The sequence below is a fragment of the Nonomuraea soli genome (assembly GCF_013761175.1).
Lineage (GTDB): Bacteria > Actinomycetota > Actinomycetes > Streptosporangiales > Streptosporangiaceae > Nonomuraea > Nonomuraea soli.
Map to the genome: position 1 here is coordinate 1,013,832 of NZ_JACDUR010000004.1, position 21,930 is coordinate 1,035,761.

Sequence of the window (21,930 nt, forward strand, 5' to 3'; positions counted from 1 at the left end):
TGATCCTAGGGCGTCTTCTTCAGCAGGGAGAGCATCAGCGTGATCTGGTCCTTGCGTGACAGCTCCACCTGCTTGGCCCAGTCCTTCACCTCGGGGTTGGCGCCGGCGAAGCCCTCCTTGACCGCCAGCTGGGCGGCGTCGTCCTGGTGGGCGATGAGCAGGTTGAGCAGGTCGCGGTCGAAGTTCTTCGACTTGCGCAGGGAGGTGATCTTCTGGAAGTCGGTCTCGGGGACCTCGTGACCGGCATGGGCGTCCGACGGAGCCGTGAGCGGCTGCCGCCACCCGTGCAGCCACCGGGTCATCCGGGTGATCTCTTCCGTCTGGGTGCTCTCGATCGCCGCGGCCAGGGTCTTGAGCTCGGCACTCCTGGCCTGTTCCCGCCCCAGCCTGACGATCTCCACGCCCTGCTTGTGATGGGGGATCATCATCTGCAGGAACATGACGTCGTCGGCGTTGACCGGATCGGCGGCGTTCTGCTCGGCCGCCCCGCACCCCGCGAGGAGCAGGACGGCGAGCAGGAACACGACTGCTTTCATCAGACCTTGCGCCACAGCGCCGCGACGTTCGGCGGCTCCCAGCCGGTCAGTGCGGTGTGCGGCTGCAGGCACTCGTAGGTGGAGCCGTTGTAGGTGACACGGTCACCGGCCCGGTAGGCGGTGCCCGCCGCCCAGGTCCCGCCCGGCTGGGTGACCGTCGGGGTGGGTGTCGGGCTGGAGGTCGGCGAGACCGTCACGGTCGGCGTGGGCGACGGCGAGGGCGTCGTGCCGCCGCCGAAGTTCACGTCGGAGCAGGTGTAGAAGGCCTCGTTGCTGCCCACCACGCGCTGCCAGATGGAGTACAGGATGTGCCTGCCGCTGCGCTGGGGCAGGTTGATCGTCCAGTTGGTGAAGGTCGACGGGTTCTGGTTGTTGAAGGTCTGGATGTGCACCAGGTCCGACCACTTCAACGGCATCGTCGGGTTCCAGCCCTCGCGGGTGATGTAGAACTCGAAGTTGCTGTTGGAGTGCGGAGCGGACGCGTGGTAGGTCAGCGTGAAGGCGCCGGAGCGCACGTTCGTGGCGGGCCAGTCCGCGCGCTGCAGGTCGAGGCCGCGATACTTGTCGCGTCCCGCGCTGCACAGCTTGCCATCGGGGATCAACTGGCGATGCCGCCCACCGGCCTCCAGCAGCGACACCTCGTTCCAGTCGTAGTAGGCCTGCGTGCCTCCGGCCGCCACGGCGGCCTTGCAGGCGTCTGACTTGGGGGTCTCGGGGCCTTCGTTCTTGCAGACGTAGACCCTGCTGGGCGGGTTGGACATGGTGCCGTGAGCGTGGGCCGCGCTCGCGGGAAGCAGGACGACCGCTCCCGTGACCGCGGCGGCCGCGGCCAGAACTGTTCTGCGCACTTCAACTCCTGGGGGGTGAACAGGAATTAAAAGGAAACCTTCCTAAGAATTAATCACCCCACCGCTGGCACGCAAGGCTCTTATGCGGCTCTTAAGGAAAATTGGGCCCCCCTAGCGGGCGCCCCAGGAGTAGGTCTGCTTACGCAGCTTCAGGTAGACGAAGGACTCCGTGGCCCGCACGGCGGGGATGGCCCGGATCTTGCTGAGGATCTCGAGCAGGTGCGGGTCGCCCTCGCACACGACCTCGACGATGACGTCGAAGGACCCGGCCGTCAGCACCACGTAGTCGATCTCGGTGATCGCCGCGAGCTCGTCGGCGACCGCCTCCAGATCGCCCTCGCAGTTGATGCCGATCATCGCCTGCCGCGGGAAGCCGAGCGTGAGCGGATCGGTCACCGCCACGATCTGCATGACACCCGTGTCCTGCAGCCGCTGGACGCGCTGCCGTACCGCGGCCTCGGAGAGCCCGACCGCCTTACCGATGGCGGCGTACGGCATGCGACCGTCGGATTGCAGCTGTTCGATGATCTGCTTGGAGAGGTCGTCGAGCACGACGGGTCCCGCCACAGCGTCGTTCCCCCGGCGTGCCTTTGGCGGTGTCGTCATGGATCACCTTCCGCAAGCGTCGTTGGTGCGACATGTTGTCAGTTCTCCGCCCTCTGTCAAGCGAATTCGTAGCATTTTGGTATCGTCGCAACGGAATCCCTTGTCGAGGCCAGGTTGCTCTGTCAGAGTCGCGGCAACCCAGCCCACCTCACCAGGAGGTCACATCTTGAATCGTCTGCAGAACTTCATCAACGGGAAGTTCGTGGATGCCAAGAGCGGCCGCTACTCCGATGTCATCGATCCGTGCACCGGTGAGGCCTATCTCCAGGCACCCGTCTCCGGCCAGGAGGACGTCGACGCGGCCTACGCCGCCGCGGCTGCCGCCTTCGAGACCTGGGGGACGACCACTCCGGGCGAGCGCGCCAATCTCCTGCTGAAGGTGGCCGACGCCATCGAGGCGCGCGCGGACGAGATCAACGACGCCGAGTGCCGCAACACCGGCAAGCCGCGCGCCCGCATGGCCGAGGACGAGACCCCGGTCGCCGCCGACCACTTCCGCTTCTTCGCGGGCGCCGCCCGCACGCTGGAGGGCCCGACGGCGGGAGAGTTCCTCGCCGAGCACACCAGCGTCATCCGGCACGAGCCCGTCGGCGTGATCGGCCAGGTCACCCCGTGGAACTACCCGATGATGATGGCGGTGTGGAAGATCGCTCCCGCGATCGCCGCGGGCAACACGGTCGTGCTCAAGCCGTCCGACACCACCCCGGCCTCCACCGTCAAGCTCGCCGAGATCATCGGTGAGGTCCTGCCGGCCGGCGTCTTCAACGTCGTCACCGGCGACCGCGAGACCGGCGCGCTGGTGGTCGGCCACCCGACCGCCTCGATGGTGGCCATCACGGGCAGCGTCGGCGCGGGCATGGCAGTCGCCAAGAGCGCCGCCGACGACCTCAAGCGCGTCCACCTGGAGCTCGGCGGCAAGGCGCCCGTCGTGGTCTTCGAGGACGTCAAGGACATCGCCGACGTCGCGGGCAAGATCGCCACGGCCGGCCTCTACAACGCCGGCCAGGACTGCACCGCCGCCTGCCGCGTGCTGGTGCACGAGAGCATCCACGACGAGTTCGTGGCCGCGCTGAGCGAGGCCGCGTCGGGCACCGTCACCGGCGACCTGTCCGACGAGGACGCCCTGTACGGCCCGCTGAACAACGAGAACCAGCTGGCCAGGGTCAGCGGCTTCTTCGAGCGCCTGCCCGGTCACGCCAAGGTCCTCACCGGCGGCCACCGCGTCGGCGACAAGGGCTACTTCTTCGCTCCCACCGTCGTCGACGGCCTCAAGCAGGACGACGAGATGGTGCAGAACGAGATCTTCGGCCCGGTCATCACCGTGCAGACCTTCTCCGATGAGGCCGACGCCCTGGCCAAGGCCAACGGCGTGCAGTACGGCCTGAGCGGCTCGGTGTGGACCTCCGACCACGGGCGGGCCATGCGCATGTCGAACCGCCTCGACTTCGGCGTGGTCTGGGTCAACACTCACATACCCTTCGTGAGCGAGATGCCGCACGGCGGCTTCAAGCACTCTGGTTACGGCAAGGACCTGTCGGTGTTCGGCCTGCACGACTACACCCGGGTCAAGCACGTCATGCACTACATCGGAGACTAGGTTTGCACGCGATCCAGCTTGACGGCGTCGTCAAGGAATACACGTCACACGGCGAGGTCGTCCAGGCTGTGAAGGGCGTCACGCTGGATATCGCCGAGGGGGAGTTCTTCTCCCTCCTCGGCCCCTCCGGGTGCGGCAAGACCACCACGATGCGCATGATCGCGGGCTTCGAGGAGCCCACGCGCGGGTCGGTCCGCCTGCACGGCGAGGACGTCACCAACGTCCCGCCGAACAAGCGCGACGTGAACATGGTCTTCCAGTCCTACGCGCTGTTCCCGCACATGAACGTCTGGGACAACGTCGCCTTCGGGCTGAAGCAGAAGAAGGTGCCGACGGCCGACATCCAGCGCCGGGTGGGCGAGATCCTGGAGATCGTCGACCTCAAGGGCCGCGAGAAGCGCCGTCCGCGCGAGATGTCCGGCGGGCAGCAGCAGCGGGTGGCCCTGGCCAGGGCACTGGTCAACCACCCGCGGGCCCTCCTGCTCGACGAGCCGCTCGGCGCCCTGGACCTGAAGCTGCGCCAGGCGATGCAGCTGGAGCTCAAGCGCATCCAGCGCGAGGTGGGCATCACCTTCGTCTACGTCACCCACGACCAGAGCGAGGCGCTCACCATGAGCGACCGCATCGCGGTGATGAACGACGGCCTGGTGGAGCAGCTCGCCGACCCGCGCACGATCTACGAGCGGCCCGCCAGTCCGTTCGTGGCCGGATTTATCGGCACATCCAATCTCTTGTCGGGTACGGCTGTCGCGGGCGTGGTGAAGCTCGGCGAGGGCAGGGTACTGGTGCCCGGCCAGGACGGGGATGTCACCGTCACCGTACGACCCGAGAAGATCACCATCTGCCCGGACCGGCCAGAAGGTGAAATTTCGGCCGTGCCCGGAAAGGTGGATGAAGTGGTCTACCTGGGCACATATAACAGTTACACCGTCCGCCTCGCTGACGGGGCCGAGGTAACGGTGTTTCAGCAGAATGCCGTGGATGCCACTCTGACAGCGGAGCGGGGCGACTCCGTCTGGTTGTCGTGGCAGCCGCAGCACTCGTACGTGATTGGAAGTTGATGGACCCTCTGCTCCTCCGTGGGATGACCACGCCCCGCACGCGGCGAAATGTCCTTAAGCTCGGCGGTTTGTCGGCTGCCGCTCTCGCCCTCGCCGCCTGCGGCGTCCAGGGTCAGAAGCAGGCCGCCCCCAAGCCGGACGCGGTCAAGGACTTCTGGGCCAAGCAGAAGAAGAACGGCAAGGTCGTCTTCGCCAACTGGCCCGAGTACATGCCCGAGGACCAGGCGCCGCTCAAGGCCTTCAGCCAGGCCAGCGGCATCTCCTACGAGTACAAGGAAGTCATCCAGGAGAACGCCGAGTTCTTCGGCAAGTCGCGCCCCGTCCTGGCCGCCGGCCAGTCGCTCGGCTACGACATCGTCGTCATGACCAACGGCGTCCAGCTGCAGCACATGATCGAGCTCGGCTACGCCGTACCGCTCGACCACGCGCAGCTGCCCAACTTCGCCGCCAACGCCGGCGACAAGTACAAGCAGCGCGCCTACGACCCGGGCAACCAGTACACCGTGCCCTACACCTCGGGCATCACCGGCATCGCCTACAACACCGACCACGTCAAGGAAGCTCCCACGAGCATCCAGGCGCTGTTCGACCCCAAGTACAAGGGTCGCGTCGGCATGCACAGCGACGCCCAGGAGATCGGCAACTTCGGTATGTTCGCCATCGGCGTCGACCCGGAGAAGTCGACCGAGGCCGACTGGCGCAAGGCCGGCGAGCTGCTGAAGAAGCAGCGCGAAGACGGCATCGTGCGCAAGTACTACGAGCAGAACTACATCGACGCCGTCTCCAAGGGCGACGTCTGGCTGACCATGGGCTGGTCGGGCGACGTCTTCCAGCGCCAGCTCGCCGGTGAGCCGGTCGGCTTCGTCGTGCCGCAGGAGGGCGGCACGATCTGGACCGACAACATGCTCATCCCCAAGGGCGCGGCCAACCCCGTCGACGCCCTGATGCTGATGGACTACCTCTACCAGCCGGCCGCCGCCGCGCAGCTGGAGGAGTACATCCAGTACATCTCGCCGGTCCCGGCGGTCAAGGACATCCTCACCCAGAAGCTCGGCACCGCCGAGGGTGAGGACAAGGAAGGCCTGCAGGCGATGGTCGACAGCCCGCTGATCTTCCCGACCGACGCCGACTACGCCAAGCTCCGCGCCTACCGCAGCCTGACCACCGCCGAGGAGCAGGTCTACAACGGCATCTTCCAAGCGATCACGCAGGCCTGACCCATGCGCAGCCGCCTCACCCCCTACCTGCTGGCGTTGCCGAGCTGGATCTGGCTCGGCGCCTTCCTGGTCGTGCCCCTCGCGGCCATGGCGTCGGTGTCCACCCAGTCCGGCAACGTCATCGACGGCTTCGTCCAGACCTTCAGCTTCGGCAACTACGCGGACGCCATCAGCCAGTACAGCCCGCAGCTGCTCAGATCTCTGTGGTACGGCGGGGCGGCCACGCTCGCGATGGTGCTGATCGGGTATCCGGTGGCCTACTGGATCGCCTTCCGCGGCGGCAACCGGAAGGCCACCTACCTGTTCCTGCTGCTGCTGCCGTTCTTCGTGTCGTTCGTGCTGCGCACCATCTCCTGGAACTTCATGCTCTCGGGAGACGGCATCCTGCTCGGGCCGCTGAAGGACTGGGGGCTGCTGCCGTCCGACTTCCAGATCACCGCGACGGCGTTCGCGGTGATCTCCGGGCTCACCTACAACTGGCTGCCGTTCATGATCCTGCCGATCTACGTCAGCCTGGAGCGCGTGGACCCGAGGGTCATGGAGGCCGCCCACGACCTCTACGCCTCGCGGACCACGGTCTTCCGCAAGATCGTGCTGCCGCTGTCGCTGCCCGGCGTCTTCGCCGGCGTGCTGATGACCTTCGTGCCCGCCGTCGCCGACCCGATCAACGCGGCCGTGCTCGGCGGCACCAACAACACGATGATCGGCAACATCATCTCGACGCTCTACCTGACGAACGCCAACTACCCGGCCGCCGCCGCGCTGTCCTTCAGCCTCATGGCGGTGCTGCTGGTCGGCATCTTCGTCTACGCCCGCGCGCTGGGCACCGAGAACGTGCTGGAGGCGGCGGCCCGATGAAGCTGCTCAAGGCCTACACCTGGCTCGTCATCCTCTGGCTCGCCTCGCCGATCTTCGTGATGATCCTGTTCGGCTTCAACGACACGCCGAGCAAGTCGAACACCTCCTGGCACGGCTTCACGCTCAAGTGGTACCGCGAGCTGTTCGCCATCGACGGCCTCACCGACGCGCTGATCACCTCGCTGCTCATCGCCGTCGTCTCGACGGCCATCACGGTCGTCATCGGCACCATGCTCGGCCTGGCGCTGGGCAAGCACCGCTTCAAGGGGCAGGGCGCGACCAACTTCCTGGTCTTCGCCGCCATCTCCACGCCCGAACTGGTGATGGGCGCCTCGCTGCTGTCGCTGTTCGTCTCGGCCAACCTGCCGCGCGACTCGATCACGATCATCATCGCGCACGTGCTGTTCTCCCTCGCCTTCGTGACGGTGACCGTACGAGCCCGCGTGCTGACACTCGACCCCTCCCTCGAGGAGGCGGCCAAGGACCTGGGAGCCTCGCCCTGGGGCACCTTCCGCCAGGTCACCCTGCCCGCCATCCTGCCGGGCGTGCTGGCGGGGGCCATGCTGGCCTTCGCCCTCTCCATCGACGACTACGTGGTGACGAGCTTCGTCAACGGCTCGACGATCACCTTCCCGCTGTGGATCGTAGGATCGGTGAAGACTGGGATCCCACCCCAGGTCAACGTGATGGGAACACTCATCTTCGGCATCGGTGTGCTGATCGCGATCTCGCAGTCGATCGCGGCCCGGCGCCGGGGCTAGGTTTTTCTGCAAAGAACAGGGAGGCGAGATCGGATCTAGGCGGGGGGAACCCGCGCTTGGTCAACTGACTGATCGGGCAATCAATCAACTGTCTGAATTGTGACTCACGAGGGAAGTGAGATTTGTGGATCCGCTGAAGGCGCTTGCTGATGCGGAGCGCAAGCCGTACTGGCTGGACGAAGATCCGGCCGAGCCCGAACCCCTGCCTCGCCTGTTCGGGCAGACCACTGCCGACCTGGCCATCGTCGGCGGCGGATTCTCGGGTCTGTGGACCGCGCTGCTGGCCAAGGAACGCGACCCCAAACGCGACGTCGTGCTGCTCGAAGCGCAGACCGTCGGCTGGGCCGCATCGGGACGCAACGGGGGCTTCTGCCACGCGTCGCTCACCCACGGCCTGGAGAACGGCCTCGAACGCTGGCCGCAGGAGATCTCCACGCTCTACCGGCTGGGCATCGAGAACCTCGACGAGATCGAGGAGACCATCCGCCGCTACGACATCGACTGCTCCTGGGAACGCACCGGCGAGATGAACGTGGCCACCGAGCCATGGCAGCTCGACGGCATGGAGGAGGCGTACACCATAGGGCGTGAGCTCGGCATGGACATCCAGTTCCTGGATGCCACGCAGGCCCGCGCCGAAGTCAACTCGCCCACCTACCTCGGCGGGCTGTGGGAGCGCGGCGACTGCGCCATGCTCGACCCCGCCCGTCTCGCCTGGGGACTGCGCCAGGCGTGCCTGTCGCTGGGAGTGCGCATCTACGAGCACTCCCGCGTCCTCGGCATGGACCGCGACGGCACCTCGATGGCGCTGACCACGCAGTACGGCACGCTCCAGGCCGCCAGGGTCGTCCTCGGCACCGGGGTCTTCTCGCCGCTGCTCAAGCGGCTGAGGTACTACGTCGTACCCGTCTACGACTACGCCCTGATGACCGAGCCGCTCACGGTCGAGCAGCGCGAGTCGATCGGCTGGCACAACCGGCAGGGCATGGGCGACAACGCCTACCAGTTCCACTACTACCGGATCACCGACGACAACAGCATCCTGTGGGGCGGCTACGACGCCGTCTACTACACCGGAGGCAAGATCAAGTCGTCGTACGACCAGCGCGACACCACCTTCCTCAAGCTCGCCGAGCAGTTCTACGACACCTTCCCGCAACTGGAGGACGTCAAGTTCTCCCACCGGTGGGGCGGCGTCATCGACACCTGCAGCCGCTACTCGGCGTTCTACGGCACGGCGTACGGCTCGCGGGTCGCCTACGCGGTCGGCTACACCGGACTCGGCGTCGCCGCCACGCGGTTCGGGGCCAACGTCATGCTCGACCTCCTCGACGGCAGGGAGACGGAGCGGACGCGGCTGCAGATGGTGAAGGAGAAGCCCATCCCGTTCCCGCCCGAGCCGTTCCGGTCGGCGGCCATCCAGCTCACGCGCTGGTCGATCGCCCAGGCCGACCGCAAGGAGGGAAAGCGCAACCTGTGGCTGAGGACCCTGGACCGGGTGGGGCTGGGGTTCGACTCGTAGAGTTCTGAACAGTGGTGGCTCAGGTCACGCGTGCCCTGAGCCACCACTCGGGACGAAACGGGGGAGAGATGAACGACTTCGCGATTGGCGACATCGTGCAGGTGACGGGCACCACCATGACCGGCAACGTGGGCACGGTCGTCTCCATCGACGACAAGCGCGGCAAGTACCTGGTGCGCATCAGCGACGTGACCCAGAACTACTTCACCGCCGACGAGCTGAAGCCTTTCTCGCCTTAGTGCCTTACGAGAACCGGGCAGTCGCCCGCGCACGTGTTCGAGCCTCGGGCACGATCATCGGCGTCCCCGTCTGCGGGTCGGGGATCACCTCGCACCTCACCTCGAACACCTCCTCCACGAGCCCGGGCGTGACGATCTCCATGGGATCCCCCTCCGCCACGATCCGTCCGTCCCGCATCGCGATCAGGTGCGTCGCGTAGCGGCACGCCTGGTTGAGGTCGTGCAGGACCGCCACGAGCGTGCGCCCCTCCTCGTGGAGGTCGGCGCACAGGTCGAGCACCTCGATCTGGTGGGAGATGTCCAGGAACGTCGTCGGCTCGTCGAGCAGCAGGATGGGCGTCTCCTGCGCCAGGGCCATGGCGAGCCAGGCTCGCTGACGCTGGCCGCCCGACAACTCGTCGACCCGGCGTTCGGCCAGGTCGGTGACGTCGGTGGCGGCCATGGCGGAGGCGACGGCGGCGGCGTCGGCCGACGACCACTGGCGCATGAGCCGCTGGTGCGGGTAGCGGCCGCGGCCGACGAGGTCGGCGACGGTGATGCCGTCGGGGACGACGGCGCTCTGGGGGAGCAGGCCCAGGCGCCTGGCGACCTCCTTGGTCGGCAGGGAGGTGATGAGCTGCCCGTCGAGGTGGACGGTGCCGGCCTTGGGCTTGAGCATGCGGGCCAGGGCGCGCAGCAGGGTGGACTTGCCGCAGGCGTTGGGGCCGATGATGACGGTGAAGGAACCGTCGGGGATCTCCACCGACAGGTCGGAGGCGACCAGGCGGTTGTCGTAGGCCAGGGTGAGGCCGGCGCCGGACAGTCTCACGGCGGTTCCTTTCGCAGCGGGTGCAGGCCGTGTCACCGCGGGTCTTTCCGCAGCAGGTACAGCAGGTACAGGCCGCCGAGGGCGCCGGTCATCACGCCGACGGGCAGCTGGACGGGGTCGAGCAGCCGCTGGGCGGCCAGGTCGGAGAGGGTGACCAGCAGGGCGCCGGTGAGGGCGGAGGCGGTGAGGACCACGCCGGCCGAGCCGGTCAGGCGGCGGGCGAGCTGGGGTGCGGCGAGGGCGACGAAGACGATGGGGCCGGCGGTGGCGGTGGCGGCGCCGCACAGCAGGACTCCGGCGGCGATCGCCGCGCCGCGCACCGGTTCGACGCGGACGCCGACGGCGCGGGCGGAGTCGTCGCCCAGTTCCATCATGCGCATGGGCCGCGACAGGGCGGCGCACGCGGGGATCAGGACCGCGAGCGTGGCCAGCATGGGGAGCGCGTGTTCCCAGGTGCGCCCGCCGAGGCTGCCGGTCAGCCAGGCGGCGGCGGAGGCCGATTCCCAGAGGTTGGCCCTGGTGAGCAGGTAGTTGTTGGCCGCGACGAGCAGTGCGCTGGTGCCGATGCCGACCAGGACGAGCCGGTAGCCCTGGACGCCGCCGCCGCGGGCCGACAGCACGTAGATGGCGACGGCGCAGGCGATGCAGCCCAGCATCGACCCGCCGGCGATCTGCCAGGCCGTACCTCCGAAGATGACCGCGACGATGCCGCCGGTGGCCGCTCCGGAGGTGAAGCCGATGAAGTCGGGGCTGCCGAGCGGGTTGCGGGTGAGGCTCTGGAAGATCGCGCCGCTGAGGCCGAAGGCGGCGCCGACGGCGATGCCGGTGACGACGCGGGGGGCGCGCAGCTTGTTGACGATGAGTTCGGCGACGGGGGTGCTCTGGCCGAAGACGGCGGTCATGACGTCGCCGATGGGCACGTTGAACTCGCCGACGGAGATGGCCACGATGGCCGCGCAGAACGTCAGGGCGGCCAGTGCCGTCACGACGAGGACGGTGCGCGGAGCCAGGCGGACGGACCAGGGGCCGAGGCCGAGCGAGGGCGGATTCCAGGCGGCGCGCTCACCTGCCGGGCTGGCCGTGGAGGTCTTGGGTGAGCCGCTCACAACGCCACCAGCCTTCGGCGCCGGGCCAGCAGGATGAAGACCGGCGCCCCGAGGAAGGCGGCCATGATGCCGACCTGGACCTCGCCGGGCAGGGCGATCACGCGCCCGGCGACGTCGGCCGCCAGCAGCAGGACGGGCGCCAGAACGGCGGTGTACGGCAGCAGCCACCGCTGGTCGGCTCCGACCACGGCACGCACGGCATGGGGTACGGCCAGGCCGACGAACCAGATGGGGCCCGCGGCGGCGGTGGCCGAGCCGCACAGCAGGGTGACGGCCAGGGCGGTCAGCCCGCGGGTCCGGCCGACGTTGACGCCGACGGCGCGCCCCGCCTCCTCGCCGAGTGCCAGCCCGTTGAGGGGGCGGGCGAGCAGCAGTCCCAGGACCAGCCCGACGATCATGAAGGGTGCCAGCCGTACCAGCACGTCTCCTGTCTGGGCGGCCAGCGATCCGGTCAGCCAGAAGCGCATCTTGTCGTAGGTCTTGGTGTCGATGCGCAGGATGGCCTGCGCCACGGCCAGCAACACCATGCCGACGGCGACCCCGGCCAGCGCGAGCCGTACGGGGCTGGCGCCGCTGCGGTTGGCGGTGCCGATGGAGTAGACGAGCACCGACGCGAGCGCGGCGCCCGCGAAGGCGAACCAGACGTAGAGCGCCGGGTCGGTGAGGCCGAGCAGCGCGATGGCGATGGTGACGCCGACGGCGGCGCCCTCGCTGATGCCGAGCAGGCCGGGGTCGGCCAGCGGGTTGCGGGTCAGGCTCTGGATGAGCGCGCCTGCCAGGCCGAGGCAGGCGCCGACGCCGATGCCGAGGAGCGTGCGGGGGATGCGGACTTCGCGGATGACCGTGTGGTCGGTGGAGCCGTCGGGCGCCGTCAGCGCATCGAGCACGATGGGCAGCGGGATTGAGCGCGCGCCCACCGCGACGCTGACGAGGGCGGCCACCACCAGCAGGGCCAGGGCCAGGGCGAGCCCCGTGGCCAGCGGGAGCTGCCGCCCTCGCTGAGCGGGCGGGGATGTGACGGACACGGACTCCTCTTTCCGGGTAATGCATCGGTAAGGCTAACCTAATCACATCTTCAATTAGGTAAGGCTAGCCTTAGGAGTCGTCATGACCCCGGATCACCCCCTGCCCAGGCGCGGGTTCCTCGCCGCGACGGGAGCCATGCTCCTCCTCGCCGGCTGCGGCACGAGCCAGAGCGCGAGCCCGAGCCCGAGCGCGAGCCCCGGCACAGGCCAGAGCACGGGACCCAGCCAGGCGGCCGGCCCCTGGAGCTACACCGACGACCGGGGCAAGAAGATCGAGCTGCCGCAGCGCCCGACCCGCATCGTCACGCAGGTCAGCGCGGGCGCGGCGCTGTGGGACTTCGGGGTACGCCCGATCGGCCTGTTCGGTCCGCACAAGCTCGCCGACGGCGGCAGGGACCCCGAGGCCGGTGAGATCGACGTCAGCACCGTCCAGACGATCGGCAACGTCTGGGACGAGTTCAACATCGAGAAGTACATCTCCCTCCAGCCCGAGCTGCTGGTCAGCGGCATGTACATCAAGGACCAGCTCTGGTACGTGCCGGAGAAGTCCAAGGAGCAGATCGAGGCCGTCGCGCCCACGATCGGCATCAACTTCGCCGGCCGCAGCGGCGAGGAGGTCATCGGCAAATACTCCGAGCTGGCCGGGCTGCTCGGCGCCGACCTCGGCGCGCCCGCGATCACCGAGGCGAAGGCCCGCTACGACAGGGCGCTGGCCGAGCTGAAGGCCTTCGCGTCCGCGCAGGGCGAGCTGAAGATCCTGTTCGCCGGCGCCAGCCCCGACCTGTTCTACATCTGCCACCCGCCGGAGTTCCCCGACCTCAAGCTCGTGACCGAGGGCGCCGGGGTGAAGCTGATCGTGCCGGAGACGGTCGACCAGGGCGGCTACTACGAGTCGATCAGCTGGGAGAAGATCGACAAGTACGCCGCGGACGCGCTCTTCATCGACGCCCGCGCGCAGTCGATGAAGGTCGAGGAGATGGCCAAGAAGCCCACCTGGGGCAAGCTGCCCGCGGTGAAGGCGGGCCAGGTCTACCCCTGGCGGGCCGAGGCGCGCTACAGCTACCAGGGCTACGCGATCATGCTGGAGGAGCTGGTCGCCAACCTGAAGAAGGTCAAGCGGGTGCTCTGAAGCACCGGTTCTCCGCGGCGGCCGGCTTCGGGGGAGCCGGCACGGGGGTGGGCTGTTCCAGGGGTGCCGGCCGCTCCAGGGGCCGCTCGTTCACGGCGGGTTCCGGCTTGCGCTTGGCGGTGCCGTACAGCTTGACCTTGGTGCGCTGCACGCGGCCCGGCTCCAGCTCCAGGTCGTGCACGGTGCGGCGGGAGCCGTACGCGTCGCTCACCCGCAGGTCGAAGCGCTTGCCGGCGCCCTTGGCGCTGACCCAGTAGTTGTCGGTGCCGCGTCGCAGGTCGAGCCAGTCGTCGCCGGCCCGCAGCTCCACCAGCTTGACCGGGTTGCCGTGGTCGATGACCTGCACGGCGGCCCAGCTCGTCGACGAGCCGGGCTTGACCCGGAAGGACAGCGCCTTGGCGGGCGAAGGGTCGCGGATCTGCCGGTAGGCGATGCTCTCGACGCCCTTGCCCCGGTCGGTGATGCGCTCGAAGGCGGCCTGGTTGAGATCGAGGTCGCCCAGCCGGCAGCCGGGGCACTGGTCGACGACCTGCACCCTGACGATGCCGCGCGGCCCGGCCACCGCCAGGAAGGTGCCGCAGGCCCTGGAGCCCGCGTACTCCTGGGGCGAGACCGAGGCGAACAACGTGCCCTTGGCGGCTCCGGCCAGCGAGCAGTTGCCCGTGCCGGTGTTCATGTTGAACAGGTAGGCCTTGCCCGTCCTGGTCGGCGCCGGTATCGGGTCGGCGCAGGCCGAATCCTGGTGAATGGCGAAGAGTGTCACGCTGACCGCGGTGACCAGGGACAGCCCCGTCACGCCACGGCGTCGTCTTCTGTGTTCCCCCACGATGGATACATAGGGGAATCGGCCGACTACGTTACGTACCTCGCTTTGAGCTCGGGTGGCGTGGCCGGGAGACTGTGCACCATGAGAATCGAGTTCGCGAGCGACGGTGTGACGCTCGTCGGCGACCTGCGTGTGCCCTCCGGCGACGGCCCGTTCCCCGCGCTGGTCTTCACCGGCCCGTTCACCGGGGTGCGCGACCAGGTCACCGGGCTCTACGCCGAGCGCCTCACCGCCGAGGGCTACGTCACCCTGGCCTTCGACCACCGCAACTGGGGCGAGTCGGGCGGGCAGCCGCGCAACCACGAAGACGTCCAGGGCAAGCTCCACGACCTGCGCGCCGCCGTGTCGTCGCTGCGCGCCCGCCCCGACGTCGACGGCTCGCGCATCGGCGCCGTGGGCATCTGCCTCGGCGGCGGCTACGCCCTCAAGTTCGCCGCCTTCGACCCGCGCGTGCGGACCTTCGTCGGCATCGCCGGCGCCTACAACAACCCGTACGGCATGCGGGCGGGCATGGACTACCAGAGCGCCCTGGCGAGCTTCACCGAGGTGCTGGAGCGCCAGGACCAGGGCGGGCAGGTGGAGTACCTCCCGGCGGTGGCGCAGGAGGGCGAGGCCGCCATGCCGGGCGACGAGCCCTACGCCTACTACGGCTCGACCGCCTCGCCGGCCTGGGAGAACCGGGTCACCCGGGCGAGCATCCGCGAGCTGGTCACGATGGACAACATGATGGGGGCCGACTTCCTGTCACCCAAACCCGCCCTGATCGTGCACGGCGTGATCGACCGGTTCTGCTCGCCGGAGGGCGCCGAGGAGGCCTTCAAGCGGCTCGACGAGCCGAAGAAGCTCGTGTGGCTCGATGCGCGCAAGCACATCGACCTCTACGACGGCGAGCCGTACGTCACCCAGGCCGTCGAGGCGACCGCCGCCTTCCTGCGCGAGCATCTCTGAGAGCCGCCCGAACGCGCCCCGGGTGTCTCCAAAGACGAGGGTGCCTACATCGATCGATGTAGGCCCGACTTCGCCCGCGGTGCCGAGGTTCCCGCACGATCCGCTTGCGACGCTGGAGGTATGAAGCGGATCGATGCGCTCGACGTGCTCCGCGGCGTCGCGATTCTGGGCACCCTGGGCACCAACATCTGGATCTTCACCGCTCCCGGCGGACCGGCCGACCTGCTGGGCACGCCTTCGGGAGCGGCCGAGACCTTTCTGCGCTTCCTGACCAACGGCAAGTTCCTCGGCCTGCTGACGCTGCTGTTCGGCGTCGGCCTGGAGCTGCAGTACCGCAGCGCCGTCCGTAAGGGACTGCGCTGGCCGGGCCGTTACCTGTGGCGGGCGAGCCTGCTGTTCGTCGAGGGGCTGCTGCACTACATCCTGATCTTCGAGTTCGACGTGCTCATGGGCTACGCGCTCACCTCGATGATCGTGGCGTACCTCATCGGGCGCAGCGACCGCGTCGTGCGCGGCTGGATGATCGGCGCCGGCGCGGTCCACCTGGTGATCGTCGGCCTGATCACGCTCGCGCTGCTCTACGCGCCGCCGACGGCGCCCTCCGGCACCACGCTGTTCAGCGAGGGCAGCTGGCTGGACCAGGTGCAGTCGCGCCTGCAGAACCCCGGTGTCTACCGCGTCGAGCTCATCTTCATCATCCCGATGGGCATCGTGCTCTTCCTGGCAGGCTCTCGCCTGCTGCGGGCCGGGGTCTTCGAGCCCGAGGGGGAGGCTCTGCGGCGCCGCCTGATGGTCGCCGGGCTGGGCGTGGCCGCCCCGCTCAACCTGCTGACCTCCTTCGCCGGTCCCGCGTGGTTCGCCGTCGACCGCTACATCCTGCCGCCGCTGGTGGCGCTGGGCCTGCTCGGGCTGATCACCTCGGTGGTGCTGCGCCTGCGCGGCGAGCCCGGCGTGGTCCGCAGGGGCCTGACGAACGTCGGCCGGACCGCCCTGTCGTGCTACATCTTCCAGAACCTCGTCGCGAGCTTCCTGTGCTACGGCTGGGGCCTGGGCCTGGCCGCCCGGCTCGACTGGCTGCGCCCGTGGTGGGTGCCGGTGGCCTGGGCGGGCATCTGCCTGCTGTTCATGGTGCTCGCCTCGTTGTGGCTGCGGCGCTTCTCCCGCGGACCGGCCGAACTCGCCTGGCAATGGGCATACATGGCGCCATTCCGAAAGAGTGTGACGAGCGCGGCAAGCGGGAAATGATCCCTCCGTACCCCCGAATACGGATCTTTTCGGGGGTACGGCATGCGGATCGCCATCGTGGGACTCTTCGGACTTGTGGCTGCCTGCTCCGCCACACCCTCGCCGCCCGTCACCCTCATGAAGGTCCGCGACGTCGCCGCCCCCTGCGAGGTCAGCTACCGCGACAAGGGCGCCGAGCGCACCGCCCGCACCCGCCTGGCCCGCGACCTGACACGCTACGTCTCCCGCCAGCCTGGCCGCGTCGCCTTCGCCGCCCACGACCTGGCCACCGGCGCCACCTTCGGCCACCGCGAGCACGAGAACGGCATGATCACCGCCAGCGGCTCCAAGGTCGACATCCTCACCGCCCTGATGTTGCGCCGCGACCGGCTCGGCGACCACGAACGCGACCTGGCCACCCGCATGATCCGCGAGAGCGACAACCGCGCCGCCGACGCGCTGTGGTGGCGGGTCGGCGGCGGCTACGGCATGGGCCGCTTCTACCGGCAGGCCGGGCTGCGCGAGACCGTGCCGGGGCCCTCGCGCTTCTGGGGAGGCACCAACACCAGCCCCCACGACCGGATCCGGCTGCTGAAACTCCTGGCCCGCGGCGGCAAGGGGCTCACCCCCGCCGACCGCTCGCTCATCCTGTCGCTCATGGGGCGCGTCGTGCCCGACCAGGCCTGGGGTGTCAGCGCCGCCGCCAGGCCCGGCGACACCGTGGCGCTCAAGAACGGATGGACGCCGCGGCCGTTCATCCACAACACCTGGGCGGTGACCAGTTACGGCCGCATCACCGGGCCGGGCCGCGACCTCCTGCTCGCCGTACAGACCGATCTGCAGTCGGGGGAGGGGCGCGGCATCCAGACCATCGAAGGGCTCTCGCGGCTGCTCGGCCGCCGCCTCGACGGGCTGCGCGCCACCCGCACCGTGCAGTGCCACGGGCGGCTCTGACTCCGACTCCCGATCTTCAGCAAGATCTCCTGTAGGGTGCTGTGGTCGACTCGACGTGTCCAAACGGGGGCCACGTGCGCGGTCGGGATCACGGCGGCCTGCCCCCTGATCGACGACTAGGAGCATCTGTGCGAAGAAGATCGTCGTTGTTCGCCGCGGCCCTGGTGGCCGCGCTCTCCGTTTTACCCGCCGCGCCGGTGTCCGCAGAACCGGCGGGCGCCATCACCTGGGCGCCGTGTGAGGAGGAGCCCACCACGGAGTGCGGCACGCTCGCCGTACCCATCGACTGGTCCCGGCCCGACGGGCCCACCATCGACATGGCCGTCGCCCGCCGCAAGGCCACCGACCCGTCGGCCCGCGTCGGCAGCCTGGTGATCAACCCGGGCGGTCCCGGCGGATCGGGCGTGGAGGCCGTCTACGGCGCGCCTGACTTCTTCACCGAGGAGCTGCGCAAACGGTTCGACATCGTCGGCTTCGACCCGCGCGGCGTCGGCCGCAGCCACCCGGTGATCTGCTCGGCGCCGGTGTACAACCGCATGCCGCACGCCGTCATGAAGAGCCACGCCGACTTCCTGCGCTGGACCGTCTACGCCAAGGTGCTGCGCGCCGACTGCCGCGCCCGCACCGGCCCGCTGTACGACCACGTCGACTCCCGCAACGTCGCCCGCGACATGGACGCGCTGCGCGCCGCCCTCGGCGAGGAGAAGCTCAACTACTACGGCATCTCGTACGGCACGCTGATCGGCCAGATGTACGCCGAGCTGTTCCCGAGCCGTATCCGCGCCATGGCGCTCGACAGCAACATGGACCACAGCCTGGGCGTCAAGGCCTTCCTCGACACCGAGGCCGCCGGGGTCGAGGACGCCTTCGACCAGTTCGTCGGCTGGTGCGACCAGGAGCCGAGCTGCGCGTTGTACGGCAAGGACGTGCGCGCGGTCTGGGAGCGCATCCTGGCCAAGGCCCGCGCCGGCACGCTGTACTGGCCGGGCGCGGAGGAGCAGCCGATGACCGAGCTGCAGGTGCTCTACAACGGCGTGCTCGGCACGGAAGGTCCCGCCTGGCAGCTGCTGAGCGAGGTGATGCGCATGCTCGACGGCGGCGAGCCCCCGTCGTGGATCCCGCCGCTGCCCGGCCGCCAGCCCGTGTCGGGGCCGGTCGCCGAGCTGCCGACCGCGGTGCTCTGCCAGGACTACAACCTCACCGTGCGCAGCTACCGGGAGTACGCGTCGCTGCTGCGCAGCTCCAAGCGGCTCGCACCCGACATGCGCTACAACCCGATGCCGATCGAGGACCTGCCGGTCTGCCTCAACCATCCCACCACCAACCCGCAGCACCGGCTGAACTACACCGGCGAGGCCACGATCCTGCTCGCCTCGTCGCTGCACGACCCCTCCACGCCCTACGCCTGGACCGCCAACGTGGCCAGGCAGCTCGGATCCAAGGCGCGCCTGCTGACCTACGAGGGCTGGGGCCACCGGATCTACGGCAAGGAGGAGTGCAGCACCGTCCCGATCGACAACTACCTGATCTCGCTCACCCTGCCTCCCGAGGGATACCACTGCGAGGTCGGCGGCCGTGCGGAGATGAGGTCGAGCAAGCAGCAGCGCGAGTTGTGGCCTACCGACGGGCTGCCTTTCTAGCCAGCAGACTGACGGCCGGGAAGCCCCTTCTGGGGTCCTCGGCCCCGGCGTGGACGAGCCGGGCGACCTCGGTCAGCCCGGCCTCGGCCAGCAACGCCGAGACCTCGTCGGGTGACCACCGGTAGGCGGTGGTCACCACGTGGTCGTACGGCTCCGGCGGCGCGCCCGGGTCGTCATGCCCGGCGAAACACACGAGCAGATGCCCGCCGGGAGCCAGCACGCGGCCGAACTCGGCGAAGATCGCGGGCATCCCGGCGGGCGGCGTGTGAATGATCGACCAGTGCGACAACACGCCGCCCACCGACTCGTCGGCCAGGTCGAGCGCCGACAGCTCGCCGACCGCGAAACGTATGCCCGGATAGGCCTCGCGCGCCAGCCGGATCATCTCCGGCGACAGGTCGACACCGAAGGCGTCGAGCCCGAGCGAACGCAGGTGAGCGGTGAGGTATCCGGGGCCGCACCCGAGGTCGGCCACGACGCCGCCCGGCACGAGCTCGGCGAAGGCGGCCAGGAGACCCCGATCCAGGGGGCGGTCACGCAGCATGTCGCCGAACCGCTCGGCGTACAGGGCGGAGACCTCGTCGTAGGAGGTGCGGGTGACGGTGAGGTGGGCGGAGTCGGTCACGGCACAGCACGCTAGCCGGTGCCACCGACAGGAATCGGGGCGGCCGCGGTCTTCGCCGTGCTGAGCCTCACACCGGCCGCGCCTGCCGTACGGCCTGCTTGAACTCGGGACACTCGACGACCGGGTCGTGGTCGCAGACGGCGACGTGGCGCAGGCTGTCGCGCAGCCGGGTGAGCTGCGCGATGCGGGCGTCGACCTCGCGCTCCTTGGCGGCGATGTGGGCGCGGAGCGCGGTGTCGGAAGGGCGCACGCTGAGGAACGACGCGATCTGGGCGAGGGTGAACCCGGCGTCGCGGGCGCAGCGGATCAGGTCGAGGCGTTCGATCACGCTGGGATCGTAGGCGCGGCGCAGGCCGTTGCGGGTGTCGGCGGCGATGAGGCCCTTGCGTTCGTAGAAGCGCAGGACGGAGGGGGCCAGACCGGTACGGCGGGCGACTTCGGCGATGTCGAGGAAAGTCATTGACTTGAAGCGTAGTTCAAGTAGCAGGCTGGACGCCATGCGGATTCACCACCTGAACCTCGGTTCCATGCGGAAGATCGACCCCACCTACGACGCGCTCAGCCCCGCGCCCGCCGTCTGCCACGCCCTGCTCATCGAAACAGCCTCCGACGGCCTCGTCCTCGTCGAGACCGGCCTGGGCACGGACGACGTGGAGCGGCCCGTGGAACTGCTCGACCACGAGTGGACCGACCAGGTCCAGCCCGCCCTGCTGGCGGCGGAGACCGGCGTGGAGCAGGTCGCCGGCCTGGGCTTCGACCCCGGCGACGTGCGGCACATCGTGCTGACGCACCTCGACGTCGACCACAGCGGCGGCCTGCCCGACTTCCCGCAGGCCCAGGTGCACGTCATGGCGGCCGAACTGGCGGCCGCCCGCGCGGAGGCGCCCAGCCGGCGCTACCGTCCCGGCCACTGGGCGCACGAGCCGCGCTGGGTCCTGTACGAAGAGGAAGGCGAGGACTGGCTCGGCTTCGAACGCGTCCAGCCCGTGCGCGGCCTCGGAGACGACCTGCTGTTCGTCCCGCTCGGCGGGCACTCCGCCGGCCACGCGGGGATCGCGGTACGGCAGGGCGAACGCTGGCTGCTGCACGCCGGCGACGCCTACACCTACCACCGCGAACTCGACCGGACCGACCCGCACCCGCATCCGCTCATGGACTTCGTGGCCCAGCTCGCCCAGGTCGACGCCGAACTGCGGCTGGCGAACCTGGAGCGCATGCGCGAACTGCCCAGGGACCGGGTGAACGTGATCTGCGCCCACGACCCGTGGGAGTTCGACGCCGCCGGTGGAGCACGGTGATCATGGGCTGGGTGGTTTGATAGATACCATCATTGGTATATATCATTCATAGTATGTACGAGATCGAGATGGAGCCCGAAGTCGAGGCCTGGCTGCTGACCCTGGATTTCGCCCACTACCAGCGGGTGATGTACAGCGTCGATACCTACCTCGTTGAGCGTGGCGACAGGCTCGATGGCGACCACACGAAAGCGCTGCGCGACGGCGTCCGAGAGCTTCGGGTCATTCTGGGACCGCGCGCTTGGAGGCTCACATACTGGCTGCCCGGTGGGCGCGGCCACGTGATCGTGCTGCTGACCGTGTTCTCCAAAACTCGTGAGGGACCGCAGAAGGGCGACGTGGATGCGGCGGTGAAGGCCAAACGCACATGTGAAGAGCTGCACACCGGCGAGGCTGACCACGTTTTCGAGAGGATTGAGTGATATGGCCGGACATGGCAAGTGGAACACGTTGAAGGCGAAGCGGCTGGCGGGCGAGTCGGCCGAAGAGCACCCGGAATATGTCCAGGCCGGTCTCGACATCCAGCTCGGAGACATGGTGCGGGAGCGGCGCCGGGCGCTTGGCCTGTCGCAGAAGGAGGTCGCTGAGGCTGCGGGAATCACTCAGCCTGCGCTGTCCAGGATCGAGGGTGGCGGCGGGATACCGACGCTGGCGATGCTGGATCGCATCGGCAAGGCGATGCACACGGAGTTCACGTTCAGCGTTGGTGAAACTCCAGCACGGCGCCATGCCGAGGCTGCTCCCGGTGACCTGCCTTGTCGCCACCGCGAGAGTCGCGAGCGACGTGGCGTTCGGATCGGACGCTTCCGGTGGATCGTCCGCGAGGGCAAGGCTGGCGCGAACAGGATCTTCATGGCGTCAGGGGAGGCGGAGACACGCAAGGCTCGCTCGAAATCGCTGTGAAACGTCGAGCAGGACCCGCGCCTGCTCGACCCCGCGTGCGGACGTTCGCTGCCAGAGGTCGCTCGCCACAGCAGGACCAGGGGCGGGTGGGTGGGCGGGCGGGGGGTGGGTCGAGGGGGTGATGGGATGACATCGCCTATGATGGTTGTTTGTCCTGCTAGACCGCACGGCGGCCGATATCTCGGTATCTACCCCGGTC

General features: G+C 68.8%; 24 protein-coding genes. 15 read left to right on the top strand and 9 right to left on the bottom strand.

All coding sequences use genetic code 11. The features are described 5' to 3' along the window. Positions 1–5 precede the first annotated feature (5 nt). From HNR30_RS23220 to HNR30_RS23230, 3 genes are all read right to left on the bottom strand, one after another. On the bottom strand, positions 6–536 hold the full coding sequence (locus tag HNR30_RS23220; RefSeq protein ID WP_181612032.1) for a DUF305 domain-containing protein: 531 nt from the start codon (positions 534–536) through the stop codon (positions 6–8). Then, positions 536–1,384, bottom strand: coding sequence for a lytic polysaccharide monooxygenase auxiliary activity family 9 protein (locus tag HNR30_RS23225; protein ID WP_220133828.1), 849 nt, complete (start codon positions 1,382–1,384; stop codon positions 536–538). Before HNR30_RS23225 ends, HNR30_RS23220 begins: the two co-directional genes overlap by 1 nt. Before the next feature lie 111 nt (positions 1,385–1,495). Further along, a complete protein-coding gene (locus tag HNR30_RS23230; RefSeq protein WP_181612033.1) occupies positions 1,496–1,990 on the bottom strand; it encodes an Lrp/AsnC family transcriptional regulator in 495 nt (164 codons plus the stop codon). 163 nt (positions 1,991–2,153) lie between these two features. Between HNR30_RS23230 and HNR30_RS23235 the strand changes: the two genes are divergently transcribed. The 7 genes from HNR30_RS23235 (at position 2,154) to HNR30_RS23265 (ending at position 9,245) form a co-directional block, all read left to right on the top strand. After that, positions 2,154–3,587 carry a gamma-aminobutyraldehyde dehydrogenase gene (locus tag HNR30_RS23235; protein WP_181612199.1) on the top strand — a complete coding sequence of 478 codons (1,434 nt, stop codon included), beginning with the start codon at positions 2,154–2,156 and terminating at the stop codon, positions 3,585–3,587. 2 nt (positions 3,588–3,589) lie between these two features. Next, positions 3,590–4,648 (top strand): ABC transporter ATP-binding protein, encoded by a 1,059-nt coding sequence (locus HNR30_RS23240; protein ID WP_181612034.1) that lies wholly within the window; start codon positions 3,590–3,592, stop codon positions 4,646–4,648. A 23-nt stretch (positions 4,649–4,671) separates the two neighbouring features. After that, the gene (locus HNR30_RS23245) at positions 4,672–5,865 is read left to right on the top strand and encodes an ABC transporter substrate-binding protein (protein WP_246378910.1); all 1,194 of its coding nucleotides are present in this window, start codon (positions 4,672–4,674) and stop codon (positions 5,863–5,865) included. 3 nt (positions 5,866–5,868) lie between these two features. Further along, positions 5,869–6,723 (top strand): ABC transporter permease, encoded by an 855-nt coding sequence (locus HNR30_RS23250; protein WP_181612036.1) that lies wholly within the window; start codon positions 5,869–5,871, stop codon positions 6,721–6,723. Next, entirely contained in the window at positions 6,720–7,484 is a 765-nt protein-coding gene (locus tag HNR30_RS23255) for an ABC transporter permease (protein WP_181612037.1), read from the top strand. The genes HNR30_RS23250 and HNR30_RS23255 overlap by 4 nt, the downstream gene beginning before the upstream one ends. Positions 7,485–7,608: 124 nt before the next feature. Continuing rightward, complete coding sequence (locus tag HNR30_RS23260) at positions 7,609–9,006, top strand: NAD(P)/FAD-dependent oxidoreductase (RefSeq protein WP_181612038.1); 1,398 nt, start codon at positions 7,609–7,611, stop codon at positions 9,004–9,006. Between the two features lie 68 nt (positions 9,007–9,074). After that, entirely contained in the window at positions 9,075–9,245 is a 171-nt protein-coding gene (locus HNR30_RS23265) for a KOW domain-containing RNA-binding protein (protein WP_181612039.1), read from the top strand. Between the two features lie 4 nt (positions 9,246–9,249). On the opposite strand, the gene HNR30_RS23270 is transcribed toward HNR30_RS23265, so the two are convergent. Genes HNR30_RS23270 through HNR30_RS23280 form a run of 3 tightly spaced genes read right to left on the bottom strand, consistent with a single transcriptional unit; the run spans position 9,250 to position 12,184 of the window. Next, positions 9,250–10,053 carry an ABC transporter ATP-binding protein gene (locus HNR30_RS23270; RefSeq protein ID WP_312894578.1) on the bottom strand — a complete coding sequence of 268 codons (804 nt, stop codon included), beginning with the start codon at positions 10,051–10,053 and terminating at the stop codon, positions 9,250–9,252. 32 nt (positions 10,054–10,085) lie between these two features. Then, positions 10,086–11,159, bottom strand: a complete 1,074-nt coding sequence (locus HNR30_RS23275) for a FecCD family ABC transporter permease (protein ID WP_181612041.1) — start codon at positions 11,157–11,159, stop codon at positions 10,086–10,088. Next, positions 11,156–12,184 (bottom strand): FecCD family ABC transporter permease, encoded by a 1,029-nt coding sequence (locus HNR30_RS23280; protein ID WP_312894579.1) that lies wholly within the window; start codon positions 12,182–12,184, stop codon positions 11,156–11,158. Before HNR30_RS23280 ends, HNR30_RS23275 begins: the two co-directional genes overlap by 4 nt. Before the next feature lie 82 nt (positions 12,185–12,266). On the opposite strand from HNR30_RS23280, the gene HNR30_RS23285 reads away from it, so the two are divergent. After that, the gene (locus HNR30_RS23285) at positions 12,267–13,313 is read left to right on the top strand and encodes an ABC transporter substrate-binding protein (RefSeq protein ID WP_181612042.1); all 1,047 of its coding nucleotides are present in this window, start codon (positions 12,267–12,269) and stop codon (positions 13,311–13,313) included. On the opposite strand, the gene HNR30_RS23290 is transcribed toward HNR30_RS23285, so the two are convergent. After that, positions 13,297–14,109 (bottom strand): expansin EXLX1 family cellulose-binding protein, encoded by an 813-nt coding sequence (locus HNR30_RS23290; protein ID WP_181612043.1) that lies wholly within the window; start codon positions 14,107–14,109, stop codon positions 13,297–13,299. The genes HNR30_RS23285 and HNR30_RS23290 overlap by 17 nt on opposite strands. 111 nt (positions 14,110–14,220) lie before the next feature. Here HNR30_RS23290 and HNR30_RS23295 point away from each other — a divergent pair, with 111 nt between their 5' ends. The 4 genes from HNR30_RS23295 to HNR30_RS23310 all read left to right on the top strand — a co-directional run bounded on the left by HNR30_RS23295 (position 14,221) and on the right by HNR30_RS23310 (position 18,905). Further along, positions 14,221–15,087 (top strand): alpha/beta hydrolase, encoded by an 867-nt coding sequence (locus HNR30_RS23295; RefSeq protein ID WP_181612044.1) that lies wholly within the window; start codon positions 14,221–14,223, stop codon positions 15,085–15,087. A gap of 120 nt (positions 15,088–15,207) precedes the next feature. Beyond that, positions 15,208–16,332, top strand: coding sequence for a DUF418 domain-containing protein (locus HNR30_RS23300; protein ID WP_181612045.1), 1,125 nt, complete (start codon positions 15,208–15,210; stop codon positions 16,330–16,332). A 42-nt stretch (positions 16,333–16,374) separates the two neighbouring features. After that, on the top strand, positions 16,375–17,265 hold the full coding sequence (locus HNR30_RS23305) for a serine hydrolase (RefSeq protein WP_181612046.1): 891 nt from the start codon (positions 16,375–16,377) through the stop codon (positions 17,263–17,265). Between the two features lie 128 nt (positions 17,266–17,393). After that, a complete protein-coding gene (locus tag HNR30_RS23310; protein ID WP_181612047.1) occupies positions 17,394–18,905 on the top strand; it encodes an alpha/beta fold hydrolase in 1,512 nt (503 codons plus the stop codon). Here the strand turns inward: HNR30_RS23310 and HNR30_RS23315 are convergent. Together HNR30_RS23315 and HNR30_RS23320 are read right to left on the bottom strand one after the other, a co-directional pair. Beyond that, a complete protein-coding gene (locus tag HNR30_RS23315) occupies positions 18,883–19,530 on the bottom strand; it encodes a class I SAM-dependent DNA methyltransferase (protein WP_312894580.1) in 648 nt (215 codons plus the stop codon). The two genes, HNR30_RS23310 and HNR30_RS23315, sit on opposite strands and share 23 nt — an antisense overlap. Before the next feature lie 67 nt (positions 19,531–19,597). Beyond that, positions 19,598–19,990 carry a MerR family transcriptional regulator gene (locus HNR30_RS23320; protein ID WP_181612048.1) on the bottom strand — a complete coding sequence of 131 codons (393 nt, stop codon included), beginning with the start codon at positions 19,988–19,990 and terminating at the stop codon, positions 19,598–19,600. A 67-nt stretch (positions 19,991–20,057) separates the two neighbouring features. On the opposite strand from HNR30_RS23320, the gene HNR30_RS23325 reads away from it, so the two are divergent. From HNR30_RS23325 to HNR30_RS23335, 3 genes are read left to right on the top strand one after another with little or no spacing between them, the layout of a single operon-like run. Next, positions 20,058–20,828 (top strand): MBL fold metallo-hydrolase, encoded by a 771-nt coding sequence (locus HNR30_RS23325; RefSeq protein WP_246378911.1) that lies wholly within the window; start codon positions 20,058–20,060, stop codon positions 20,826–20,828. Between the two features lie 53 nt (positions 20,829–20,881). Beyond that, the gene (locus tag HNR30_RS23330) at positions 20,882–21,250 is read left to right on the top strand and encodes a type II toxin-antitoxin system RelE/ParE family toxin (protein WP_181612050.1); all 369 of its coding nucleotides are present in this window, start codon (positions 20,882–20,884) and stop codon (positions 21,248–21,250) included. Position 21,251: 1 nt separating this feature from the next. Then, positions 21,252–21,731: a helix-turn-helix domain-containing protein gene (locus HNR30_RS23335; RefSeq protein ID WP_181612051.1), complete on the top strand. Its 480-nt coding sequence runs from the start codon at positions 21,252–21,254 to the stop codon at positions 21,729–21,731. Positions 21,732–21,930: the final 199 nt, after the last annotated feature.